This window comes from Bradyrhizobium sp. LjRoot220 (assembly GCF_964252915.1).
In the GTDB taxonomy this organism is placed as follows: Bacteria; Pseudomonadota; Alphaproteobacteria; order Rhizobiales; family Xanthobacteraceae; genus Bradyrhizobium.
In genome coordinates, this window is the sequence record NZ_CAXUPS020000002.1 from 866,872 (window position 1) to 891,433 (window position 24,562).

Annotated in this window: 19 protein-coding genes; 6 read left to right on the plus strand and 13 right to left on the minus strand. The window is 63.9% G+C overall.

Translation table 11 applies throughout. From position 1 onward, the window contains the following. Window positions 1–6 precede the first annotated feature (6 nt). The 7 genes from ACSQ84_RS12765 to ACSQ84_RS12795 all read right to left on the minus strand — a co-directional run bounded on the left by ACSQ84_RS12765 (window position 7) and on the right by ACSQ84_RS12795 (window position 6,421). A complete protein-coding gene (locus tag ACSQ84_RS12765) occupies window positions 7–789 on the minus strand; it encodes an HvfC/BufC family peptide modification chaperone (RefSeq protein WP_436211998.1) in 783 nt (260 codons plus the stop codon). Next, complete coding sequence (gene bufB, locus ACSQ84_RS12770; protein ID WP_436211999.1) at window positions 786–1,700, minus strand: MNIO family bufferin maturase; 915 nt, start codon at window positions 1,698–1,700, stop codon at window positions 786–788. Before bufB ends, ACSQ84_RS12765 begins: the two co-directional genes overlap by 4 nt. Window positions 1,701–1,828: 128 nt before the next feature. Then, window positions 1,829–2,086, minus strand: a complete 258-nt coding sequence (gene bufA2, locus ACSQ84_RS12775; protein WP_436212000.1) for a BufA2 family periplasmic bufferin-type metallophore — start codon at window positions 2,084–2,086, stop codon at window positions 1,829–1,831. A gap of 206 nt (window positions 2,087–2,292) precedes the next feature. Continuing rightward, a complete protein-coding gene (gene bufA2 / locus ACSQ84_RS12780; protein ID WP_436212001.1) occupies window positions 2,293–2,556 on the minus strand; it encodes a BufA2 family periplasmic bufferin-type metallophore in 264 nt (87 codons plus the stop codon). 622 nt (window positions 2,557–3,178) lie between these two features. Continuing rightward, the gene (locus ACSQ84_RS12785; protein ID WP_436212002.1) at window positions 3,179–4,972 is read right to left on the minus strand and encodes a thioredoxin domain-containing protein; all 1,794 of its coding nucleotides are present in this window, start codon (window positions 4,970–4,972) and stop codon (window positions 3,179–3,181) included. A 108-nt stretch (window positions 4,973–5,080) separates the two neighbouring features. Further along, the gene (locus ACSQ84_RS12790) at window positions 5,081–5,545 is read right to left on the minus strand and encodes a DoxX family protein (RefSeq protein WP_436212003.1); all 465 of its coding nucleotides are present in this window, start codon (window positions 5,543–5,545) and stop codon (window positions 5,081–5,083) included. Between the two features lie 144 nt (window positions 5,546–5,689). Then, window positions 5,690–6,421, minus strand: coding sequence for a cytochrome c biogenesis CcdA family protein (locus ACSQ84_RS12795; RefSeq protein WP_436212004.1), 732 nt, complete (start codon window positions 6,419–6,421; stop codon window positions 5,690–5,692). A 217-nt stretch (window positions 6,422–6,638) separates the two neighbouring features. Here ACSQ84_RS12795 and ACSQ84_RS12800 point away from each other — a divergent pair, with 217 nt between their 5' ends. The 3 genes from ACSQ84_RS12800 (at window position 6,639) to ACSQ84_RS12810 (ending at window position 11,139) form a co-directional block, all read left to right on the plus strand. After that, window positions 6,639–8,684: an adenylate/guanylate cyclase domain-containing protein gene (locus tag ACSQ84_RS12800; protein ID WP_436212005.1), complete on the plus strand. Its 2,046-nt coding sequence runs from the start codon at window positions 6,639–6,641 to the stop codon at window positions 8,682–8,684. A 14-nt stretch (window positions 8,685–8,698) separates the two neighbouring features. Beyond that, complete coding sequence (locus tag ACSQ84_RS12805; RefSeq protein WP_436212006.1) at window positions 8,699–9,676, plus strand: NAD(P)-dependent oxidoreductase; 978 nt, start codon at window positions 8,699–8,701, stop codon at window positions 9,674–9,676. Window positions 9,677–9,846: 170 nt separating this feature from the next. Continuing rightward, a complete protein-coding gene (locus ACSQ84_RS12810) occupies window positions 9,847–11,139 on the plus strand; it encodes an MFS transporter (RefSeq protein ID WP_436212007.1) in 1,293 nt (430 codons plus the stop codon). On the opposite strand, the gene ACSQ84_RS12815 is transcribed toward ACSQ84_RS12810, so the two are convergent. Next, on the minus strand, window positions 11,136–11,753 hold the full coding sequence (locus ACSQ84_RS12815; RefSeq protein WP_436212008.1) for a TetR/AcrR family transcriptional regulator: 618 nt from the start codon (window positions 11,751–11,753) through the stop codon (window positions 11,136–11,138). The two genes, ACSQ84_RS12810 and ACSQ84_RS12815, sit on opposite strands and share 4 nt — an antisense overlap. 135 nt (window positions 11,754–11,888) lie before the next feature. On the opposite strand from ACSQ84_RS12815, the gene ACSQ84_RS12820 reads away from it, so the two are divergent. Then, the gene (locus tag ACSQ84_RS12820) at window positions 11,889–13,121 is read left to right on the plus strand and encodes a cytochrome P450 (RefSeq protein ID WP_436212009.1); all 1,233 of its coding nucleotides are present in this window, start codon (window positions 11,889–11,891) and stop codon (window positions 13,119–13,121) included. Between the two features lie 171 nt (window positions 13,122–13,292). Next, window positions 13,293–17,033: an AsmA family protein gene (locus ACSQ84_RS12825; RefSeq protein ID WP_436212010.1), complete on the plus strand. Its 3,741-nt coding sequence runs from the start codon at window positions 13,293–13,295 to the stop codon at window positions 17,031–17,033. A gap of 8 nt (window positions 17,034–17,041) precedes the next feature. On the opposite strand, the gene ACSQ84_RS12830 is transcribed toward ACSQ84_RS12825, so the two are convergent. Further along, on the minus strand, window positions 17,042–18,616 hold the full coding sequence (locus ACSQ84_RS12830) for an ABC-F family ATP-binding cassette domain-containing protein (protein WP_436212011.1): 1,575 nt from the start codon (window positions 18,614–18,616) through the stop codon (window positions 17,042–17,044). A 257-nt stretch (window positions 18,617–18,873) separates the two neighbouring features. Here ACSQ84_RS12830 and ACSQ84_RS12835 point away from each other — a divergent pair, with 257 nt between their 5' ends. Beyond that, complete coding sequence (locus ACSQ84_RS12835; RefSeq protein ID WP_436212012.1) at window positions 18,874–19,473, plus strand: tetratricopeptide repeat protein; 600 nt, start codon at window positions 18,874–18,876, stop codon at window positions 19,471–19,473. A 67-nt stretch (window positions 19,474–19,540) separates the two neighbouring features. Here ACSQ84_RS12835 and ACSQ84_RS12840 read toward each other — a convergent pair whose 3' ends face one another. From ACSQ84_RS12840 to ACSQ84_RS12855, 4 genes are read right to left on the minus strand one after another with little or no spacing between them, the layout of a single operon-like run. Further along, window positions 19,541–19,783 (minus strand): hypothetical protein, encoded by a 243-nt coding sequence (locus ACSQ84_RS12840; RefSeq protein WP_436212013.1) that lies wholly within the window; start codon window positions 19,781–19,783, stop codon window positions 19,541–19,543. Window positions 19,784–19,829: 46 nt separating this feature from the next. After that, entirely contained in the window at window positions 19,830–21,125 is a 1,296-nt protein-coding gene (locus ACSQ84_RS12845; protein WP_436212014.1) for a glycoside hydrolase family 130 protein, read from the minus strand. 31 nt (window positions 21,126–21,156) lie between these two features. After that, the gene (locus ACSQ84_RS12850) at window positions 21,157–23,439 is read right to left on the minus strand and encodes a glycosyltransferase family 4 protein (RefSeq protein WP_436212015.1); all 2,283 of its coding nucleotides are present in this window, start codon (window positions 23,437–23,439) and stop codon (window positions 21,157–21,159) included. Beyond that, a complete protein-coding gene (locus ACSQ84_RS12855; protein WP_436212016.1) occupies window positions 23,436–24,371 on the minus strand; it encodes a class I mannose-6-phosphate isomerase in 936 nt (311 codons plus the stop codon). The genes ACSQ84_RS12850 and ACSQ84_RS12855 overlap by 4 nt, the downstream gene beginning before the upstream one ends. Between the last annotated feature and the right edge of the window lie 191 nt (window positions 24,372–24,562).

A 24,562-nucleotide genomic window follows, 5' to 3' on the forward strand; every position in this document is an offset into this window, starting at 1 on the left:
CTTTCTTTATTTGGCGGAAACCGCCGTCAGGTTCCCCGATGTAATCCAGCCGTGCAGATAGCCCGCGCCGCGCGCCGCCGCGCCGTCGGGGTCGTCATAGGTCGCAAGCATCTCGCAGAGCACGCCGAACGCAATGCCGTTCGCGGCTTCGTCCCACATCATCGCTTCTTCAGCGGGGAGCTCGCGGAACATCGGCGTGGTGTCCTGACGCCAGACCAGGATGCGCGACGGTTCATCGAGGGTGGATGCTTCCGGCGGCGTCTCGTCGTTCTTGAGCGCCAGCCAGACCGCGGCCGCGTTGGTCGACAGATCGAGCCTCGCCGCACTGGGGTGCGGGCGGAATTTGAGATCGTTCCATTGCTCCGGCGCGAACGCGGCCATGGCGGCGAGGTCGAGCACGGACCCTTCCGCGGCGTCGAAGGCGTCGTTGAGCGCTTTTTCCAGCGCGGCGAGATCGGCCAGCACCGGGTGATCGCAGTAGGGCTTGGCGGATTTCAGGAATTCCGGCAGGCCTTGCGAGAACCAGCGCAGGTTCGGATGCTCGGAGGGCCGCGCCTTGACATAGGCGTGGCCCATCTCGTCGAACATCTCGTCGCCCAGATAGGAATGCAGCAGCGCGTGATCGTTACGCATGGCCTCGACCAGCCGCGAGCCATAGGCGTGGCGGTAGACGCCATACAGCGTCTCGCGCTTCTCGCGGGGACTGTCGAGGATTTCGCCGAGCACCGTGTCGTCATCGGTCAGGATGCCGCGCTGGAAATCAGCCTGCTGTCGCGCGAAGTCGCTCATCCCGCCCGCAGGCCCAGCGGCGGCAAGATCTTTTCGGCGATCTCACGGGTGCGGTTGACTTCCAGAAGCAGTTCGCCGAGCGGCGGGATGTTGTCGTCGCGCTCGATCATGGTCGAGACCCGGCCGAAGCGCTCGATGGCCGCGACATAGAGGTCCCAGACGTCCTCGCACACGGGATGGTCATGGGTGTCGATGATGTGGGTGCCCATGTGGCTGTGGCCGGCCATGTGGAACTGGACGACGCGGTCGGCCGGAATCCCGTTGAGAAAGACCAGCGGATCGTAGCCGTGGTTGAAGGCGCTGACATAGACGTTGTTGATGTCGAACAGCAGCCAGCAGCCGGAGCGGCGCGACAGTTCGGACAGGAATTCCCATTCCGTCATTTCGGAATTGTTGAACTGGACATAGGTCGAGACGTTCTCGAGCACGATGGCGCGGCCGAGGAAATCCTGCACCAGCTGCACGCGGCTGACGACGTGGTCGAGCGCTTCTGACGTGTAGGGGATCGGCAACAGGTCGTGCAAATTCTTGCCGTGCACGCCGGTCCAGCACAGATGATCGGAGATCCATTTCGGCTCGACACGCCGGGCGAGGTCTTTCAAGCCCTGCAGATATTCGAAATTCGGCGGCGCGGTCGAGGCGATCGATAGCGACACGCCGTGCATCACGACAGGATAGCGTTCGCAGATCCTGTCCAGCACGCGCAGCGGCTGGCCGCCCGGCAGCATGTAGTTTTCGCTGATGACCTCGAACCAGTCGATCGGCGGGTTACCGTTCAAAATTTCGTCGTAATGTTGCGCGCGCAGGCCGAGACCGAAGCCGAGGAACGGCGGCTTGTCCGATTGCCCGGTCGATTGCGCTCGGCGCCCGGGCGCCGCCGGGGAGTTGGGCAATCTGCTTGCGACGTTCATCTCGTCTCCGCTTCGCGCTTCGCCGACCGCGGCGATGGGCATCACCGACCGCGGCGATAGGTATTGCCTCAAATTATCATGGAAAGGGGACCCGGCCTACACCGGGCCCCGTTCCGGATGGTGTCGATTTAGGCGGGCGTATACTTGCCCTTGGCGGCTTCGCACTTTTCCTTGGTCATGGCGGAGAAGCCCTGACCCTTGCAGGCGTTCTGGCCTTTGCAGGCGTTCGCACCGCCCTTGCAGGCGCTCTGGCCCTTGCAGGCGTTGGCGCCGATACATTTGCCTTCGCCGGCGGCGTAGGCGACGTTCGACATGGCAGCGCCAGCCAGGAACAGGGTGGCCGCGGCAGCGGCAATCGTGGCGCCGGACTTGGAAGTCATCTTCATGAGCGTCTCCTCGAAAAGGAACTGTGAAGGTGCACCACCCGGCCAGCCCCGACAATCACGACCGGCAGATGGCACCCGGGATTAAATACGCGGCGGGTTTGGCTTGGTTACACGGCCGGCTGAATTTATTTTAATGAGCGGCCATTGGGAAACCTGATGGGGGCCCGGCATCGATGCCGAGCCCTTTTCGCCTCAATTCGGGACGATCAAGCCTTGACGAACTTGCCACCCATGGCGGTGCAAGCCTTCTCGGTGGCCATCGAGAAGCCCTGACCCTTGCAGGCATTCTGGCCCTTGCACGCGCTAGCGCCGCCCTTGCAGGCGCTCTGGCCCTTGCAGGCGTTGCCGACCATGCACTTGCCGGCCGCGGCGTTTGCCGAGGTCGACCCGGTCGACGCGACCGCGCCGGCGAGGAACAAAGTCGCCGCGGCGGCCGCGAGCGTCGCACCGGATTTTGAATTCAGCTTCATGACGTTCTCCTCGATGATTGTTTGACGACAATATGACGCCGTGCGCGTTCGATGGGGATCATCGACCCGCACAACGCAGGGGAAACAACGGATGCCAATCAGATCGCGGCGGCTTCGCGAAGGCCGCCAAGCCGCCGTGATGTGAACGCTCATCCGAAAACAGCTACGGGGCATCGGCGATTTGGTTACAGAATTTCGAAAGAAAGTTTTGATTTTTGGATTTGGACGGCCGTTCAAGTCTAACACCGGCACAGTCAGACTATTTCGTTACGCGGAGAGAATGGTAATTGACGCTGACGATGGTCAGGAAACCACGCCCTTCAATGGACCAAAGCGTTATGAAGTTGAATCGGTGGGGCCGCGGATTCGCTGCACCTCTCCCGCTTGCGGGGTCGAGACGAGCGAAGCTCGCTCTTAGGTCGACGCGCGAAGCGCGGCGGGTGGGGGCTCTCTCCCCACGAAGAGTGTCGCTCGCGGAGACACCCCCACCCCAGCCCTCCCCCGCAAGCGGGAGAGGGAGCGCACCTGCTTCGCGGCTCGCAGTCAGACCTAAACTCACCACGCTCTACACCGGGGGCGGACAAGTCTCGCTGCGTTGCACAACGGGAATTGCCGCTTGTTTTCAGTTCAACGACGCGCGCGACGGCTTCAGCTTCGCCATCTGCTTCACCGTGGCTTGCAACTCCTCGGCATTGAACGAGGGGAACGAGCAGATGCGGTTGCTGCAGGCGAAGGCTGCGGGCTCGCCAAGATCAGGGTATTCGACATCGGGGTTGGGCAATTTGCCTTCGCGCAGGTCGAGCCACTCCAGGCGCTTGTAGCGGGCCGGCAATGCGCGGGCCAAGGTGTGCAGCTCGCGGGCGCGGGGCGCGTCCTTGTGGCCGACGATGGTCATGTGGGTCGGCTCGATCGCGAGTTCTTCGTCGGCCAGCAGCACGCCGGGCAACGGGCGGATCATTCCGGCCGAGGCGCTGCTCGCATAGCGCATCGCATGCGACGCGTGCTCGCGATAACTCTCGGTGCCGTAATAGCGGTTGAGCAGGCTCATGAAGCGCGCAACCTGCACCTGATCGTCCAGCAGCTTTGCCGGTTTTGCCAATACGCCGGTTTTGGCTTCTGAAGTCTTCGACGTCACGAAGCCGCCGGCGTCGTCGCGAAAAGTCGCGACGAAATCGCCGGCCTTCGCGGCGGAGGTGAGCCATTCGCGATTGCCGGTGGCGGCGTAGAGATCGAGAAAAGCCTGGCCCATCGCAAGCGCGTCGCCGAGGAAGGGGCCGCCGCGATCCTTCTCGCCGTGACGGAATCCGCCGTCCGGCAGCGCCCGGTTGGCGTTGACCCACTTTGCCGCGCGTTCGGCAATTGCGAGCGCTTTGGCGTCGTTGGTGACGTTGTAATAGGCGGCCAGACCCGAGATCGCCCAGCCGTTCTCGCGCGCGTACAAATTCTTGTCGATGCGCGGCATGCCGAGTTTGCGGCGGCCGCTATCGCCTAGCGCATAATATTTGTGCCCGTCGGTGTCGTGATCGAGGTCCGCATCCTGGCTGACATGGAACGCGCCGCCCGGGCTTGAGAGAAAGTCGGCGAGATAGCGCTCGATGCTGCGGGCGGCGGCAAGATATTTCGGATCCTTCCACAGCGCATAGGCCTGGCTGTACTGACGCAGATATTGCGCCTGGAACGACATGATCTTTTCGAAATGCGGACGGGTCCAGGAGCCGGCTTCGGAATATTGATAGACGCCGCCCCATACCGGATCGATCAAGGCTATCGCCGCATCCAGCGTCTGCCGCGCGCGCTTGATCGCGGTGGCATCACCGGCCTCGGCACGGGTGATCGCAAGATCCAGGCTGTCGGCATCGATGAATTTCTGGTTCTCGCCCCAGCCGCCGAGTTTTTCGTCGTAGGACTCGTCATGATTTTTCGTCAGCTCGGCGCGCTGTTGCTTGCTGAGAAATGCCGACGCGGCCGGTTTTACTTCGAAGGCCTCGCCGACGGACGGTCCGGGCGAGGGATCGTCGATGATGGCCTTGAGCAGCGCCTGCATCCGCTCGGGCTCGATATATCCCCGCAGCTTGGCGATCTCGGTGCCGTCCGGGCCGAACACGATGGTCGCCGGCCAGCCCCAGTCGCCATAGCGGCTCGACAAGTCCGGGTTGGCATCCTGGTCGACGCGGACCGGCAGGTATTTCGACGCCAGCAGCTCCTTCACCTTGGGATCGGCATAGGTGGTCTTTTCCATGACGTGGCACCAGTGGCACCACACCGCCTCGAGGTCGAGAATGACAAAACGCTGTTCGGCGGCGGCGCGGCTGAACAGGTCCTCGCTCCATTCGCTCCATTTGACGCCGTCGGATGCGTGGAGAGCACTGCCCGCGAGCGCGGCAATGGCGAAGGCGGCGATGCGGACGAGTTTCATGGCGGCTCCCGGAAGCGCTGGTGTTGCGACAGCTACGCGCGCGGCAAGATCCGGGCTCAGACTTTTCGCGAGGTCACGGCATTGTGAGGCCGCGGGGGCGGCCGATCTTCAGGCCGGCACCTTGTTGTAACCGGCGGATTTCATCAGCAGCCGGTCGACGGAGGCGGCACCGGGGCCGACGATTGCAAGCCACATGAAGGCGGCAAAATAGGTCATCTCCTCGAAGCCGAGCAGCGTCTGCAGGGAATCGATGTCGTCCCATTTCGCCGCTTTGATCGCGACCAGCATGACCACCGCCAGCATCGCGGCGGGAATCCGGGTGAACAGGCCGAGGATCAGCATGGCGCCGCCAAAGCACTCGACGCTTGCCACGAACGGGGTGAGGATGTTTGGAAACGGGATGCCCCATCCGGCAAAATTCTCGGTGACCAGCGGCAGGTTGTTGAGCTTGCCCCAGCCGGCCAGCATGAAGGTGTAGCCGACGACCAGCCGCATGATGAGAGGTCCGGCCCAGGAGAAATACGAAGCGATCTGCGCCGGCAGCAGGAGCAAAAGATTAACGATGAAATTCATGCGGGCCCCCTCCAATGATTATCGTGAGGTGAGGCCGCAGGGGCGGCCGCCTCAAAATCCGGTATGCGCGAAAGCGCGGCCGCCATGGCGGCGACAAACCTGGCCATGCCGGAGTTTCGCAGCCGATGGCGCGCTTGTTACGCCTCAACCGAAATTTTGCAGTGCGGGAAAAGTCTCCAACAGCCAGATGCTGACGCTGGTAACGGCGCCGGTCAGGAAACCGATGCCGGTAATGACCATCAGGACGCCCATGGCGCGCTCGACGGTGACGAGATGCCGCTTCATCCGGGCGAACAGTTCGGAGAACTGCTCGATCATGAAGGCCGCCAGCAGGAACGGGATTCCGAGCCCGAGGGAATAGACCGCAAGCAGGCCGGCGCCCTTGATCACCGTGGCTTCGGCGGCCGCAATCGACAGGATCGCGGCCAGGATCGGCCCGATGCAGGGGGTCCAGCCGAACGCGAAGGCAAGCCCCATGACATAGGCGCCCCACAGCCCGACCGGCTTCGGCGCGGTCAGTCTTCCCTCGCGCATCAACAGCCCGATCCGGGTCAGTCCGAGGAAATGCAGCCCCATGATGATGATGACGATGCCGGCGACGATCGAGAGTTCGGCCGACCAGGCCCGGATCAGCCCGCCGATGATGGAAGCGCTGGCGCCGAGCGCCACGAACACCGTGGTGAAGCCGAGCACGAACATGCCAGCCGCGGCCATCACCGCGCGCTTCGAGGCCGTCGTCGCCCCCTCGTTGCTGACCTGCTCGATTGTCGCGCCGGTCAGGTAGATCAGATAGGGGGGCACCAGCGGCAGCACGCAGGGCGACAGGAAGCTGACGAGACCGGCAATCATCGCCGCCGGGATGGAAACATCGCTCATTGCATGACCTTCGAGAACTGCCGCAAGGCATAGCGCCGTCTTGGCTGGTACGGAACAGGCAATCGGTAAGTTTCGCCGCCTGCCGGCTCAACTCTGGTCACAGAGCCGTGTCCAAGGCTTATGATTCGAGGCATATGAAGAGGCCGGCCTCGCCGGTGAAACAGACGCACCTATCGTTCCGTATTGCGGTAACCGACCCCGCGAACCAGGACCCCGCATGCGCATCGGCATCCGCAGCGCCATCTCCGCCCTCGTACTGACGTCGATCGTCGTCAGCGCCGTCGGCGTGCATTTGTTGTGGTGGCGCACCGCCCAGCGGGTCAGCCAGACCCTTGCCGATACCATCAACGAGCAGATCGTCTCCGCTGTCGGCGATGAGCTGCAATCGATCACCTCCGAAGCGCGATCGTCGATGTCGGCGGTGCGCACCTTGTTGCTCGGAAAAGTGTTCGAGGCGCGCGACGCCGAGATGCGCGAGGTGGTGATCCGGTCGCAGTTGCGCTCGCAACCGACCATTTCCTGGGTGGCGTTCGGATGGCCGGACGGGGCGTTCTTTGCCGGGCACAAGCTTGGCAATGGCGTCATCGAAATGATCGAAATCGCGGGCGATCGAAAAGCCAGGATCAACCGCTATGAGTTCACAGGTGGCGAGACCCTGACCAAGTCCAGCCGGGTCGAGGATACCAATTATTCCGTCACCGATCAGGAATGGTTCCGCGAAGTGATCGGCTCCAACGACGAGAACTGGTCGGTTCTGACGAAGCATCCGAACGGCGAACGTCTGGCGGCCGCGTTCGCAGCACCGATCCAGATCGATCAGAAGCCCGCCGGCGTCATCGCCATCATCATCGAATTGACGCGGGTCTCGAATTTCCTGTCGCAGCTGACGGTCGGCAAATCCGCCGGCGCGTTCATCCTCGATCGCGAGGGCGGCGTGGTCGCGGCGCCCGATCCCGATGCCAGCGAAGTGATGGCGCTGAAGACCGATCATCCGCTGTTTCCGGTCGCGGTGGACGCGATGAAGAGCGCCGGCAGCGCCTACAATCCCGGCGAGGGCGAGCCGCTGAAGCGCCAGGTGACGCGGGACGGCAAGGTCTATCAGGCGGTGCTGACGCCGATCTCGTTTCCGGGCTGGTCGCTGGTCACCGTGGTGCCGGAATCGGAATTCCTCGGCCCGGTGCAGATGACGATCCGGAACCTGTTGATCGGCCTTGCGGTCCTGATCGTGATCGCGGGGCTGCTGTCGGCCTGGCTCGCGCAGCGCCTGATCGCCGCGCCCCTGATCAAGGTGGTGGGCGAGATCAGGCATGTCGAGCGCTTTGATCTGGATAAAGTGCAGCGCCATCCGTCGCGGCTGACCGAAATCAAGAACCTCTCGGGCGCGATCAGCGACATGGCGCAGGGGCTCGCCGCGTTCCGAAAGTACATTCCGGCCGATCTGGTGAAGCGCCTGGTGAGCGACGGCGATGGCGCCCGCCTCGGCGGTTCGGTGAAGGCCATGAGCGTGATGTTCATCGATCTCGCCGGCTTCACCGGCATGTCGGAGCGGCTCGGCGACCGCATCATTCCGCTGCTGTCGCGCTATTTCGATTCCGTCTCGGTGCAGATCCAGGCGCAAGGCGGCACCATCGACAAATTCATCGGCGATGCCGTGATGGCGTTCTGGGGGGCGCCGGCGCCGAACCCCGAGCACGCCGTCGATTGCTGCCGCGCCGCGTTGGCCTGCCAGCGCGTCATGGCCGAATCGGGTCTCGTCGACGACCACGGCCAGCCGGTCAAGATCCGCATCGGCATCAATTCCGGCGACATGCTGGTCGGCAATATCGGGTCGGAAGTCCGGCTGAACTACACGGTGATCGGCGACGCCGTGAACATCGCGAGCCGGCTGGAGAGCACCAACAAGGTCTACGGCTCCACCATCATTATCGGCCCCGAAACGCGGCGTCTGGCCGGCGATCGCATCGTGGTGCGCGAACTCGACCGATTGGCGGTCTATGGCCGTGCCGGCGGCTTGCAGATCTACGAATTGCTTGCGATGGCGGACGAGGCCAGCGGCGCGATCGACTGGGTGTATGCTTATGAAGCTGGCTTGGCGGCCTGGCGGGCGCGCGAATTCACCGCCGCGATCGCCGCGTTCGAACAGGTGAAGGAAATCCGCAAGGACGATGCGGCGGCATCGGTCATGATCGAGCGCTGCAGGCAGCAGCTCGATAACCCCGGCGGCGAAGATTGGGACGGCACGTCAGTCGCCAAATCCAAATAAACGGAGATCCTGACGTGAAAGTCCTGCTCACCCATACGCCGCAGGCGAGGGCGCAATATTACGGCGAGCGCAGCCTCAGCGGTTTGCAGGCGATTGCGCAAGTGCAACTGCATCCGGGTGACAACGCGCTGGATGCGTCCGGCCTGATCGCGGCCGCGCAGGATGTCGAGATCATCGTGGCGGACCGGCTCACCGCCGGCCCCGGCGAGATTTTTTCACGGCTGCCAAAACTGCGCGCCTTCGTTCGCTGCGCCGTCGATATCCGAAACATCGACGTCGAATCCGCGTCCAAAGTGGGCGTGCTGGTCACCCATGCCGGACCCGGCTTCGTCCAGTCGGTGGCCGAACTCGCTGTGGGATTCATGGTCGATCTGTCGCGCGGCGTCTCGCGCGCCAGCGCCGATTACCATGCCGGACGGAAGCCGGAGGTCATCATGGGCCGGCAGCTGGCCGGCAGCCGCATCGGCATCATCGGCTATGGCAGCATCGGCCGCTACCTTGCCCAGATCGCGAAAGTGCTGGGCATGGAAGTTCTGGTCGCCGATCCCTTTGCGCGGGTGAACGAGGCTGAGATCCAGCATGTATCGCTCGACGATCTGCTCGGCCGGTCCGACTTTGTCGTCTGTCTCGCGGTCGCCAATGATGCGACGGAAAATCTGATCGGGCAGGCGGCGCTGGCGCGGATGCAGCCGCATGCGTTCTTCATCAATCTGTCGCGCGGCAATCTCGTCGACGAGGCGGCGCTGAGCGCGGCATTGCGCGACAACCGTATCGCAGGTGCCGCGATGGATGTCGGCCGCGCACCGGACCAGATGCCGACGCCGGAATTGGCAAAGCTGCCGAACGTGATCGCCACGCCGCATATCGGCGGACTGACGCCGCCGGCGATCGAAAGCCAGTCGCTGGAGACGGTGCGGCAGGTCGAGAAGATCATTGCCGGCGAGATTCCGCTCGGCGCCGTCAATGCCATCAGCTGGACGCGACGTCCTTGATGATGCTCTGCACCATGCAGCATTCATAGCTGGCCCGACGTACCCGGCGCTTGAACAGTTTCAAAAGCCCTTGACCCCGTCATTCCGGGATGGTCCGAAGGACCAGACCCGGAATCTCGAGATTCCGGGTTCGATGCTTCGCATCGCCCCGGAATGACAGGCTAAACCTGATGCGTCTTCCCTTCTTTTACGGCTGGATGATCGTCGCGGTGACGTTCGTCACCATGGCGATCGGCGTCAATGCACGGACCGCGTTCTCGCTGTTCTTTCCACCCATCATCTCCGAGTTCGGCTGGGAACGCGGCGTCACCGCGGGCGCGTTCTCGTTCGGTTTCATCGTATCCGGCGGCGTCAGCCCGCTGATCGGCCGCTTGATGGACCGTTTTGGTCCGCGCGCGGTAATGGAAATCGGGGTGGCGCTGATGGGCGCAGGCCTGTTGCTGGCGCCGCTGACGACGCAGCCCTGGCATCTCTATCTCACCATCGGCGTGCTGGTCGGCGCGGGAAGCGTCTGCCTCGGTTATTCCGGCCAATCGCTGTTCGTGCCGAACTGGTTCATTCGCCGCCGCGGCCTTGCGATGGGGCTGGCGTTTGCCGGCGTCGGCATCGGCTCGGTGACCCTGCTGCCGTGGGTGCAGCTGATGATCGAGCAGACCGGCTGGCGCACCGCCTGCACCGCGATGGGCATTGTGGTGCTCGTCGTGCTGGCGCCGATCAATCTGCTGCTGCGCAAGCGGCCCGAGGATATCGGACTGCTGCCGGACGGCGATGCCGCGCCGACGGCCAATTCACCAAAGCCGGTGTCCAACATCGTCGATCCGGTCTGGGCCGCCACCGACTGGACTTTGCAGCGCGCGCTGCGCACCGCAAGGTTCTGGTGGATATGCCTCAGCTATTTCTGCGGCCTCTACGTCTGGTACGCGGTGCAGGTGCACCAGACCAAATACCTGCTCGATATCGGCTTTAGCTCCAACGTCGCGGTGTGGGCGCTCGGCGTGGTCAGCCTGCTCGGCATTCCCGGCCAGATCTGGCTCGGGCATCTCTCCGACCGGATCGGGCGCGAATGGATCTGGACGATCAGCTGCGCCGGATTTGCGATCTGTTTTGCGGCGCTGATCGGCCTGAAATTCGCGCCTGCCTTGCCGCTGGTCTATCTGATGATCGTGACCCAGGGCGTGCTCGGCTACGGCCTGACCTCGGTATTGGGCGCGGTGGTGCTCGAGATCTTCCAGGGCAAGCAGTACGGCAGCATTTTCGGCACCATCATGCTGGCGGCACTGGCCGGCGGCGCGGCCGGCCCGTGGGCGACCGGATTTCTGTTCGACCGCTACGGCAGCTACACGCTGGCGTTTGCAATCGGTATCGCGGTCAGCGCACTGTCGGCGCTCGCGATCTGGCAGGCCTCGCCGCGCAAGATCCGCGCGGTGGCGGGGCAGCTGCATAAGGCGCGTGGCGGCGGTTAGGATTCTTTCGACGCCGCCCCGATAGCGCGCCTGAGATCGCCGATGGCACGCAGGAAACTATCTGATGGCGTGGTCTCCGGATCGATCAGGCGATGCAGCCGAAAACCATCCTCCATCGCCAGAACGATCGCCCCCATCCACGCCGGATCGATTGCTGGATTCCTGCCGCTGTTCCTGGACGTCGTCTCGAGGATGTCGGCGATCAGCTTACGGCCAGCGCGCAGCCGCTTGGCAAGTTCGGGTCGGCGCTTTTCCGCGCGCGCCACGAACAGGATCATCTCCATGTGCAGCAAAGGCGAGCGGCCGAGCGGATCCTGCTTGCTGCGATCCATGGTCTTCAGCGCGTCGATGAAGTCGGCGAGGTTTTTGTGCCTGGCGAGAAGCTCGAGGTTGCGCCGAGTGGTTTGCTCGAGGTGATCCTCGAGCATCGCGATGATCAACTCGTCCTTGCTCTTGAAATTCGAATAGAACGCGCCGCGCGAGAAGCCGGCTGCGGCGGCGAGGGTCTCGATGCTGGCGCCGCCGATGCCCTGTTCCTCGAACACGCGCGCCGCCGCCTCGAACAGCTTGTCGCGGGTTTCGTCGCGTGTCGGTCTGGTTCGAACTCTTGACATCGTGCCGTTTTAGGTCAGAATGCAACTCGATACAACAGTGTATCGAGTTGCAGATGCCGTGCGGCATTTTTCAGCCGCCGAAACGCTGAAAAACAACGTCAAAACAATGCGGTGTGGAAATCAAGCGAGGTCACGATGAACGAGCATGTTCAGACTGCGACGAGCGAACCGCTTTTCAATCCGTTGTCACCCGAATTCATCCGCAATCCCTATCCGCATTACGCGAAAATGCGCGCCACCGATCCGGTGCATCTGACGCCGCTCGGCGTCTATGTCGCCAGCCGGCATGCCGAGGCCAGCCTCGTGATCCGTGACAAGCGCTTCGGCAAGGAACATGTCGAACGCACGATCCGGCGTTATGGCCCCAAGATCATGGAGGAGCCGGCCTTTCGCAGCCTGGGCCTGATGATGCTGCAGCAGGATCCACCCGACCACACCCGTCTGCGCGGGCTGGTCGTGAAGGCGTTTACCGCGCGCCGGATCGAGGACATGCGCCCGCGCATCCAGCAAATCGTCGACGAGACGCTCGACCGGATCATCCCGCAGGGCAGGATGGATCTGATCGAGGATTTCGCGTTCCGCCTGCCGGTGACCGTCATTTGCGACATGCTGGGAATTCCCGAAGAGCATCGCGAGGCGTTCTACACCAGGGCGCGCGTCGGTGGCCGTATTCTCGATCCCGTGCCGTTGTCGCCGGAAGAGATCAAGCAGGCCAACGAAGGCACCCTCATTTCCGAGATGTATTTCCAGCAATTGTTCGAGTTGCGCAGAAAACAGCCCGGCGACGATCTGACCACGCAGCTGGTGCAAGCCGAGGAGGACGGTCACAAGCTCTCCAACGAGGAACTGACGGCCAACATCATTCTGCTGTTCGGCGCCGGCCATGAGACGACCGTCAACCTGATCGGCAACGGCTTGCTGGCGCTGCATCGCAATCCCGACCAATTGGCGCTGCTCAAGGCCAGGCCTGAGCTCATCACCAACGCGATCGAGGAGTTCCTGCGTTACGATTCGTCGGTGCAACTCACCGGCCGGGTGGCGCTGGAAGACATTGACGACCTCGGCGGCCGGAAGATTCCGAAGGGCGAGACTGTGCTCTGCCTGCTCGGCTCGGCCAACCACGACCCGGCGGTCTATCCCGACCATCCGGAGCGCCTCGACATCACCAGACCCAACGTGAAGCCGCTGTCCTTTGGCGGGGGCATTCACTTCTGCCTCGGCGCCCAGTTGGCGCGGATCGAGGCCGAGATCGCGCTCGCGACCCTGCTGCGCCGGATTCCCGACCTGCGGCTGGATGACGCGGTGAACCCGGAATGGCGGCCGACTTTTGTGCTCCGCGGCCTGAAGCATCTGCCCGCCAGCTGGTAACCGCGTCGCCTCGAAATGGGACCAGCGCCCGGTTCTGAATTATTCGGAACCGGAAGGGCTCTGGCGTCGATGGCGCTGTGACTTCGCCATACTTCCCTCTATATATTGGGCTGCTCCGGCCTGAGTTCGCGTGGCGCGGTCTGTGCCGGGGCGGGTTCATGGGGAGACACCGTGCAGACGACGCTGCTCGGCCTGGCAATCGCTTTCATCATCGCGCTGGTGGCCGCGCTCGTCGGACCGTATTTCATCGACTGGAATCAGTTCCGGCCGCAATTCGAGGCCGAGGCGAGCCGGATCATCGGCACGCCGGTGCGCGTCAGCGGCAAACTCGATGCGCGGCTGTTGCCGGCGCCGTCGTTGCAGCTGCGCTCGGTGGTCGTCGGCGGTGCCAACGATCTCGGCAAGGTGCGCGCCGACAAGCTCGACGTCGAATTCAGTCTGGGCTCGCTGATGCGCGGCGAGGTGCGCGCCACGGAGCTTTCCATCAATGGCATGTCGCTCGATCTCGGGCTCGATCCCAAGGGCCGGATCGACTGGCCGGCCTCGACAGGAACGCTCAATCCGGGTTCGCTGGCGATCGATCGGCTGAATCTCACCGGCCGGATCGCGCTGCACGACGCCGCCAGCCGCAGCACCCTCGAACTCAGCGACATCGCGTTTTCCGGCGATGTGCGTTCGCTGGCGGGCTCGATCCGTGGCGACGGCAATTTCGTGCTGTCGGGCACGCGCTATCCGTTTCGGGTTTCTTCCGGCCAGACCGCCGACGGCAGCGGCACGCGTGTCCATTTGAATATCGATCCCGGTCCGAAGACGCTTGCGGCCGATCTCGACGGCATCTTGTCGTTCGACGCCCGGGCGCCGCGCTTCGAAGGCACAATGATATTGGCGAGCCCTCCCCGCCAAAAGGCCGGCGACTTCGACATTTCGCCGCCATCCTGGCGTGTCAGCTCCCGGGTCAAGGCCGATTACTCGGCCGCACGGCTCGAAGCGCTCGAAATGACCTACGGCACGGACGAGCGGGCGCTGAAATTATCCGGCAATGGCGACATGCGCTTTGGCGCGGCGCCACTGCTACGGGCTGCGCTCTCGGCGCGCCAGCTTGATGCCGACAAATTTTTCGCCAAGGACGGCAAGGATGCCAGCGCGACCGAGCCGGTGCGCGTGTTGCCGGCGGTGCGGGAGCTGATGTCGGGGCTTCCGCAAGTCCCGATCCCGGCGCAGATCGAACTCGCCGCCGAGCAGGTGATGCTGGGCGGCCGTCCGTTGCAGGACATCGCCGCCGCGCTGCATGGCGATGCGAAATCCTGGAGCGTGCGCAAGCTGGATTTTCGCGCGCCCGGCACCACCCGGGTCTCGCTGAGCGAGGCGACCGCAAAAGGCGCGTCGCCCGATCAATTCAAGGCCGCGCTCAACGTCGAATCGTCCGATCCCGACGCGTTGATGACCTGGCTGCAGGGCCGCGGCGACATCAGCAATCGCAGCCAGAAGCCGTTGCGGCTGCGCGGCGACGTCACCATTGCGCCTGATGGATTTTCGATCGATGCGATGAAGGCCGAAATTGATGGCGGCGCCGTCGAAGGCCGCGTTGCGGTCTCGCACCGGGACGCCAACAGCGGCTCGAAAATTTCTGCGCAGCTGAAAGCCGAGCGGCTCGACCTCGATGCAGCCACTACGTTTGTACGCTCGCTGGCAGGCCCGCAGGCCGAGTGGCCGGACGAAGGGCAGCTGGTGCTGGATATCGGCCGCGCCATTTCCGCTGGTCAGGAGTTGCGGCCACTGGTGGCGCGGCTTGGCTATAGCCCGAAGGCTTTCGCGCTCGACCAGTTGAATATCGGTCAGCCTGACAAGGTCGCGCTGGAAGGCGTCGGCCGTTTCGACCGCGTCGCATCGATTGGCAAGCTGGAACTGCATTCGACGGCGTCGTCGTTTGGCCAGATCACCGCGTTGCTGACGCCGTTTGCGCCTTCGCTGGCGGCGCGGCTCAGCGCGATGGGGGCGAGCCCGGGACCCGCGCGCGTCAAACTCGCCCTCGAGCTCAGCAAGAGCGCCGGGCAGGCCGATCGGGGCAACGCGCGCGCGGTGATCGATATCGATTCGCCGCAGCTCAAGGGTATCACCACGATCACCGCGAAGCCGCCGGTGGCTGCGATCCAAGGGGCTATTCAAGGCATCGATCTGCAGGCGCTGGGGCGCAGCGAAATCGGCATCGAGTCGAAGATGTCGTCGGGACAGGGCCGTGCCCTGCTGGCGCTGCTCGGGCTCGATCGCGCGATGACCGCCGGTGACGGCCCGGCGCAATTCGAGGGTTCGGCGACGGGGGCATGGGGTGCATCGCTGCGGCTCAAGGCGAGGATCTCTGGAAAGGGTTTGGACGCCGACGCCGACGGTACGGCCGAACCATGGGCGCAGGAAGCCAAGGGCAGTTTCTCGCTGAAAGTTCGCAGCGCCGATTTCGGGCCGCTGCTCGACCTCAAACCAACGGACACGCTGGCACAGAATATCGGCCTGTCGTCGCGCGTGTCGCTCGCAGGCAACAAGCTCGCGTTCGACGATCTCGACAGCAGCATTGCCGGTTCGCGGCTGCGCGGACACGTTTCGGTTACCCTTGGTGATGAGAAAAACATCGAGGGCGAAATCGGCCTGGACCAGCTCGCGCTCGCGCCGGCCTTTGCGTTGGCGATGGGGGCTGCCGGACACGACGCAGCGGAGCCGCTTACCACGGGGCTGCTCAAAGGCTGGCGCGGCAAGGTCGCGTTCCAGGCGCTGCGCGGCGCGCTGCCGGGCGGCAGCGAGTTGCAGCCGGTCAGCGGCTTCGTGAAGAGCGACGGCCAGTCGCTGACGTTCGATGCCATCAACGGCAAGATCGGCGGCGGTGAGGTGACAGCCACGATCGACGCGAGGCAAAGCCCAAACGGAATTGCGCTGAACGCGAGCGTGCAGCTCACGGGCGTCGATGGCACGGCACTGCGCTATCGCAATCTCGCGATGCCCGCGGGCCGCACGGCGCTGCAGATGAGTTTGGCAAGCCAGGGCCGCAGCGCGTCGGCGCTGACCGGTGCACTGTCCGGCAGCGGAACCGTGACGCTGGAATCCGCGAGGATTGCCGGCCTCGATCCGCGCGCCTTTGAAGTAGCGGTGCGCGCCAGCGACGGCGGTCAGGCCAAGGACGAGGCGCGGCTGAAGCAGATCGTCGAACCGGCGCTGTTGGTCGGCGGGCTGGCGGTCAGTTCGGCGCAAATTCCGTTCAACGTCAGGGATGGCCGGCTGCGCGTCGGCGCCACCACACTCGACGCCAATGGCGTCCGCGCCACGGTCTCCGGCGGTTACGATATTCCGGCGGACCAGGCCGACATCCGCGCGGCGCTGGCGCTGACGATGGTTGGGCCCGCGACCGGCCGCCCCGAAATTCAGTTGTTTGCGGTAGGCACGCCCGACGCGCTCAACCGCAGCGTCGACGTGACGGCCTTGTCGTCCTGGCTGGCGGTGCGGACGATCGATCACGAAACCAGAAGGCTGGATGCGATCGAGCGCGGCGAACCGCCGCCGCCGATGCCCGCGCCGATATCGCTGCCGCCGGATGCGGTGGCGCTGCCGCCGACGCCGGACGTGGCTTCGCCGAGCGAGCCGCTGCTGCCCGTGCCGGTCCCCGGCCGCGATCCGCGCCGGCCACCGGCCAAGCCAAAGGCCGCCACGCCGCGTCCGCCGCCGCCCGTCGCCACGGCGCCGGCACCCGCGCCGAATCTGCCCGCGCCGCTGACGAGCCAGCAGCAAGTTGCGCCGCTGCCGCCGCCGATCGAAGTCAGGCCGGCGCCCGGTCCTGCTCCGGTAGCCAAATCGAGGCCGAAGCCGCCGCTGTCGCTCACGCCGCAGGTCGCCAATCCACCGCAGCGGCCGGCGCTGCAGAATAATTAAAAGATCAATTAGAGCGCGATCTCACGTTCGATCCCGATCGCCTGCAGAAACGCTTGGTCGTGGCTGATCACGATCAGCGCGCCGTCAAATCCGCGCAGCGCGTGCTCCAGCTCCTCGATCGAAGCGAGATCGAGATGATTGGTCGGCTCATCCAGCAACAACAGCAACGGCGGCTGTGGCCGCGCGAACACGCAGGCCATCCCCGCGCGCAGCCGCTCGCCGCCGGACAGCGTGCCGGCGATTTGCAGTGCGGCGCGGTTGCGGAAAGCAAAGCGGGCGAGTGCGGCGTGCGCCTCGTTGCCAGTCAATTCCGGATTGAGGCGGCGGAGATTATCGAGAATGGATGCGGCCGGATCGAGCAGCCCGACATGCTGGTCGAGCACGGCGATGCGATCGGTCAGGCGGCGGATCTCGCCGCTCGCGGGTTTCAACTCTCCCGCAATCAACCGCAACAGCGTGGTCTTGCCGGAGCCGTTGGCGCCGCGGATCGCGATCCGCTCGGGCCCGCGCACCTCGAATGACAGCGGGCCGAACAATGGGCGGCCTGCAAAGGACATCGTCACATCCTTGAAGGCGACGAGTTCGCGGCCACTTGGCAAATTGGTCTCGGGCAAGTCGATCGCAAGCGGTGTCAGGACTTCGACTTTGGCGCGGGCCTCCTCAAGCGCGTCGGTGCGGCCGCCGATCAGGCGGTCGGCAAGTTGGCCGGCGCGGGCGCTGCTGGCTTCCGCGCGCTGCTTTTGAGCACCCAACATGATCCTTGCCTGGCTGCCCGAGCGTGCATAGGCGCGACCGACGCGGTCACGGCGCGCCTTTTTCTCGCGCGCTTTCTGAATCGAGCGTTCGGTATCGCGCAGCGCGTCCGACGCGCGTTCGAGTTCGGCTCCGGCGCGGGCGCGGGCGGCGTCGCGCGCCTCGGCGAAGGCGGACCACGCGCCGCCGAACACGGTGATGCCGACCGGCGTCAGTTCGACGATGCGGTCGACGCGCTCCAGCAAGGTGCGGTCGTGGCTGGCGACGAGGGCGCCGCCCTGCCAGCGTTCGAGCAATTGCGCCACGGCCTGCCGCCCATCGGCATCGAGATTGTTGGTGGGCTCATCGAGCAACAGCAGGTCCGGCGCTTCGATCAAGAGGCGCGCCAGTGCGACGCGCGTGCGTTCGCCGCCGCTCAGCGAGGCGATCGGACGATCGAGCGGCATCGCGGGCAGGCCGGTTTCGACCAGCGCGGAATGCAGTCTGGTTTCCAACGTCCAGTCGGCTTCCGCCGCATCGGCGAGCGAGCCCTCGCCGTGTTCGAGACGGCGCAGGCGGGCGATGTCGTCGGCAACCCCGAGCGCTTGCGCGAGCGTCTGCCCATCGTCCGCCAGCTGCGCGAGCATACCGATCGTGCCGGTGCGTTGAACGGATCCGCCGGCAGGTTCGCTCTCGCCGCCGATCAGCCGCAGCAGCGTGGATTTGCCGGAGCCGTTGCGGCCGACCAGCCCCGTCCGCTCGCGCCCAAACGCAAGCGTCAGTCCGTCGAACAGTGGGCGTCCGTCAGGCGTGGTGAGGCAAATCGAATCCAGAATGAGAAAGGCGGGCATAGAGAGCTTCCGAAATGGACAGGGATCGCGGCGCGGTGTGCATTGCGATGTCCATTGCTCTCTCCATGGGTCTGTATGACTGGATCGGCATTTCCTAGAAACTTGCCAGCCCTAAGGCAAGGGGCGTCGTCGCCGGTCTCTCCTGTTTGTGAGGACGCCGCCTGACGAAGTTAGGGCGAAGTTAGGGAATGTCTCGGGCAAAGCGGGGTTGATGGATACGGCTGGAGGAATCCCCATCCTCGAGACAGGAGGCGCGTGTGATCAAATCCGCGATCAGGTTATTAACACTGGCCATGTCCTTAGCGGCGCTGGCCGTTGCGTCACCGCTGGTTCCGGCCTTTGCCGCCGGAGGAGGTGGTGGTGGCGGCGCCGAGTCCCCGATGGCAACGACCCCGCCGCCGGAAACCAGGTCGGCGCCGCGGCCCGCCAAAAGCAGCACCCAAAAGGCCAAGAAGAAGGCCAAGGAAACCAGTCTCGGCGACCCCGCCTTTATCCAGGGCTATCGCGCAGCCTTCGCCACGATCTACGACCGCAACGAGTATGCCGGCGCCATCGAGCAGTTGAAGGCGCTCGGCCATGACGATCACCCGAACGTGGCCAATCTGATCGGCTACTCCTATCGCAAGCTCGGCGACTACAAACTGTCGCAAGCCTGGTATGAGCGCGCGCTAAAGGCAGATCCGAACCACGTGCTGACCTGGCAGTATTACGGTCTGTGGCAGATCGAACAGGGCAACCGCGATTCTGCGCAATATCATTTGAGCCGGATTGCCGCGATCTGCGGCAGCGACTGCGCGGAGTATCGTTCGCTCGCCGCCGCGCTGGAACAACCGCCCGGTTCCAGCCTCGTCTATTGAGGTCTGCGAGACGATCGCCGTTGGCGCAGTCCTTGCGGAATGCGCCTGCGGCTCGCAAGCACATGCCTCAATCAAACGCCGACGGCAACTTGCCTTGCCGGAAGAACACCGTCGGTTCGTCGTCATAGTCGCCCATCTCGGGATCTCCTGTCGACGCGAAGGCGACGACGCCCAGCTTGCTCAGCGCCAGTCTCTCGGCCGTTCGAAGCGCGCCGCTTTCCGTTTTGCAGGCGATCGGGGCGTCGGCCTTCAGATTTCCGCCTCTGCCTGGGTTGAAGGCCTGCACGAAGTAGCTTGTCTCCCGAGCCATGAGGCCCTCCTTTGAGTGTGCCAGGCCGTGTCGCGCTATTTTGGCTTCAGGACATCGCCTGCATCAGGGCTGCAATCTTGATGGTCGCAAAGTTGGAATAGGTGTCCGATACGGCGTAAGGCAAAATGATCTGATCATTGTGCCGCATCGCCCCGCAGGTATAAACCACGTTGGGAACGTAGCCTTCGCGTTCCGACGGCTCGGGATGCAGCAACGGTTCGACCGAACGCGCCAGCACCCTGGATGGATCGTTCTTGTCGAGCAGGGCCGCGCCGATCGAATACTTTCGGAGCGGACCGACGCCGTGCGTCAGCAGCAGCCATCCTTCATCCAGTTCGATCGGTGAACCGCAGTTTCCGATCTGCACGAACTCCCAGGGGAATTGCGGCTTCAGGATCGCCTGACCGCCGTCCCATTGGTGCAGATCGTCCGAATAGATCAAATAGAGGTTCTCATTGTCCTGACGCGCGATCATGGCGTATTTGCCGTCGATTCTGCGCGGGAACAGCGCCATACCCTTGTTGCGCGCCGCGGTCCCCTGCAGCGGCGACATTCGAAATGACAGGAAGTCGCTGGTCTCGATCAACTCCGATCGTATCGCTCTGCCGGTATAGGCGGTGAAGGTCGCGTAATAGGTCTTTCGGCCGCCATCGCTGAATTCGACGAAGCGGGCGTCTTCGATGCCCTGAGATTGGGATGCCGTCACCGGAAATATCACGCGTTCACTGATGTCCTGTTCCTCCTTGAAGGTGATCTCAACCTCTTCGCCTGATGGTCCGGATACGCGACGTCCGACCCGGGGACTGGAGGCCAGCCGCGCGGTCGGATCGACGGCGAGGCTGCCGTCGGCGGCGATGGTGCCGGTGCGAAATGTCAGCGAAGACACGTGCCCTTCGCCAACGGCCCGGAGACTGAGCACGAAGCGGAGGCCGCCTTTCGGCGCTCCAGACTGGTCGGGATGCGGTACGATGCTGGGATTGAACAGTGCAGAGGCCTCGAACGAATATTCGTTCAGGAAAAAAGCGCCGATCAGCTGGCGCTGGACGTTGGAAAAAGCGCCGTGAGCGGCCAGCGCCTGCTCCATCTCGTCAGCGCGAAACTCGAATTCCTGCAGCAGGTTGCGATGCCGGCCCTGGAAGTTCTCCAGTACGTCGGCCAACAGGCTGGCTGTGACTTTCGGATCGAGTGCGAGCACGCGCTCGACGATATGGTTGGCGCGTGTCTTGTCGGTCGGGTTGAGGTCGCGCGGTTCAGTCGTCGGCTTGAATGGGCGTACGATCACGCGCGCGGGGTCGGGGCGCAGATAGAGCGCTTGCCGATGCAGGAAAGTGGCTTGCAACAAGGTGTCCTCGGTTCGTTAGGGGAAACTGAACTCAGGCGCCGATGGCGCGAAGCGCCACCGGCGGTGTCACGCTGACATTGACGCGTGCAAGCTGACGAATATCAGCGAGACCGAGCAGATAGGACACGACCGACTCGCCGCCGCGATTTTCGTTGGCCCGGTCGGGATGCAACCCATCCCGGCAACTGCCGGTCTCGGGATCGACCAGCGCGATCGACAAATCGTTGCGGCCGAGAAACCAGGCGAAAACGTTGGTTGCGATCGCCTTCCATTCGGGGTCACCCTCCGCGCGCCAGGCGGTCAGGCAGGCGGCGATCGTCGCCGCTGCCTCCACGGGCTGCTGGTCGAACGCGCGAGGCGGTTGGCGCAGTTCACCAAAGCCGGCGGTGCCGATGGGACGGAAATGTCCCGTCGAAGCTGTTTGTTGTATCATCAGCCAACGCAGGGATCGCAATCCGGCATTGAGGTAATCAGGTGTTTGCGTGGCCATGCCTGTCAGCATCAAGGCTTGCGGCAGGCGCGCATTGTCATACGCCAGGCCTTCCTCGAACCACGACCAGTCCGGCGTTTCGACCGACGCGAGGCCCGACATCAGCTTGTCGGCAAGAAAACGCCGGATTTCTCGGGCGCGCGCATCATCGCGAGCAACGGCGCAATAGCCGTCCAGACCCAGCAGGGTGAACGCCAAGGCGCGGGGCGAACCAAAGGCCTCGACGGCCGGTAATGCCTCGGCAAACAAGGCGGCAGCCCATCGGCGTCGCGACGGGCTTGCGTCCCTGCGCGCGCACTCACCCAGCGCCCATAGTGTCCGCCCATGGCTGTCTTCGGAGCCGCGGTCTTCGAGCCAGGTTCGATTGAAGCCCATGAAATTGCGAAACCGTTTGGTGTCGGGATTCCACGCATGCTGAACGAAGGCGGCAAAGCGGGCCGTCAAAACCTCGGACAGACGGGTTTCGCCCGGGTTGTTGAGGGCGCAGGCCAGCAGCAAGGCGCGGGCATTGTCATCCACGCAATAGCCGTGCGCCCTATTGGGCACCGAATGCACTGCGTGCTGGAACAGGCCAGTATCGTCGCACATGGAAAGAAAGTGATCCAATTGCATATCGGACGCCGCAGGGCTGTGCGCGATCGCGACCGGCCCAGTACGCGCGACCACCTTGAGCCAGTCACCATGGCGCACACTTTCGAAAGCGGCCATGTAACATTCGGCCGTGCGCTCCCATGTCATCGATCGGCTGATCGAATAGGCACGCTCGCGCATCGCCTGCCGGCGAGGGGCATTGGTGAGCAATTGCGCAATTTCCTTGCCGATCGCGACCGCGTTGCCGAAGGGAACGATCACGCCACGGCCGTCATCCAGCAGCTCAAGCGCGTGCCAATAAGGCGTCGACACTACCGGCTTCCCCAATCCGAAGCTGTAGGCCAGCGTACCCGACGTCATCTGCGCTTCATTGAGATAAGGCGTGACGTAGACATCGCACATCGAAATAAATTCCAGCAACGTCGCCTGATCGACGAACTGGTCGAGGAATACGACGTGGTCCTCGACCCCCAATTCGCGCACGCGCGTCATCAGGCTCTCGCGATAGGCTTCGCCCTGGTCGCGCACCAGATTGGGATGCGTTGCGCCGAGCACGACATAGACCGCGTCCGCGCGCCGTTCCAGGATCAAGGGCATGGCGTCGATCATGACCTCGATGCCCTTGCTGGGGGAGAGCAGGCCGAACGTCAGAATAACGGAGCGGTCGCTGAATCCGAGTTTGGCCTTTGCTGCGTCGGGCTCGACAAACGGAAAATCGGGGATGCCGTGGGCAATGACCTCGATCTTGTCGTCCGGCACGCGATAGACGCGACGCAGCATCTCGCGTCCCTTGTTGGCCATCACGATGATCTTCGAAGACGCCTCGACAATGCGCTCCATGACCGCGCGCTGGGCGGCGGTCGGCTTGGCCAGCACCGTGTGCAGCGTCGTGATGACCGGCATACTGAGGCGTGAAAGCAGTTCGAGGATGTGGGCACCGGCTTCACCGCCGAAGATTCCGAATTCGTGTTGCAGGCAGACAACGTCGAACCGGCCGGCGTTCAGGAAGGCCGCGGCACGCACATAGTCTTCAATGGTGTCATCCTTGATCTGCAAGGCGACCGAAGCGGGATAGTCGTAGGCTTGCCCGTGGTCGTTCATTGCGACAATGCTGGTCTCCAGGTCCGGCCGTGAATTGGAAATCGCGCGTTCCAGATCGGTTGTGAAGGTGGCGATACCGCAGCGGCGAGGCAGCGAATTGCCGATGACGGCGATGCGGCGAAGCGGCGTCATGTTAGCGCCCCGGCTGGGCCCGCAAACTGCGGAACAGAGGGAGCAACTGGATTGGATGGCTTGCCCGGTTGTTCACAGAGCCTCTGCAACAGGGAATCGATCGCGCGGCTCGCCGGATACGCGATCAGCGCGCTCAATCCATTGTTGCCGACCTCGATGCTGGTGCGGCCGCCGCCAATGAAGACGGCTTCCCCGATCGACGCCGCGGCCAAACCGACTGCAGCATGGCCGTCGAGAACGAGCATCCAGGTCTCCGGTTCGGCAAGCAGCGCCCAGCTTGAACGCTCGGGCAGCTCAATGCGCTCGAGAACAAAATGTTTACTCGCGACGAGAACCATGCGTTCGGTGGTGAGGTGGGCCGGATTGCAAGGCGTACGAAGCGGCCATGGGTGTGCAACGGCGACCCCGTCGTTTTCGTGCAATTCGCGCTGCCGGCCATAGTCGAACAGGCGGAATGTCGCGTCGCTGTTCTGCTGAATTTCGGCCAGCACGATCCCCGCGCCGATGGTGTGGATGGTGCCGGCCGGGATGTAGATGACGTCGCCTTTGGCGACCGCTCGCCAGTGAACGAGTTCGGCGATCGAGCCATTCTGGATCGACGTACGCAATTGCTGTGGCGTTACCTGGTGCTTTAATCCAACGCCGATTTGCGCATCGGGCTGGGCGGAGAGGATGTACCACGCCTCGCTCTTGCCGTTCGGCATCCCCATCGCGCGCGCGAAAGTGTCGTCCGGATGTACCTGGATCGACAAGGGTTCGCTCGTGAAGAGCAGCTTGAGCAGCAAGGCCGGCGTGGGTGCGTCCTTGTCGGCCCGCTCGAACCATAGCTCGCCGACGGCATCACCAGACCCGTCAACATGGCTCCAGGGTTGCAGATCGCCGACCCCCCAGGGCTTGTGAACGACTCGCACGGCGGCATGTTCGGTAGGCATGAAATGTCCTGACCCGTGACGCGCACGTCGGGGCGACGTGCCGTTGGCCGATATCGTCGGTAGGATTTGGTGTGGCTAAGGCGTCGCGTTTCCGGACAGGCGCTTGAAGCGGGCCGGATGCTGAGTCCCCTAAGTGGCTACTCCAGCGTCCGATAACAAGCCGCGCGCGGCCTTTAAGGCCGTCGTGCCGG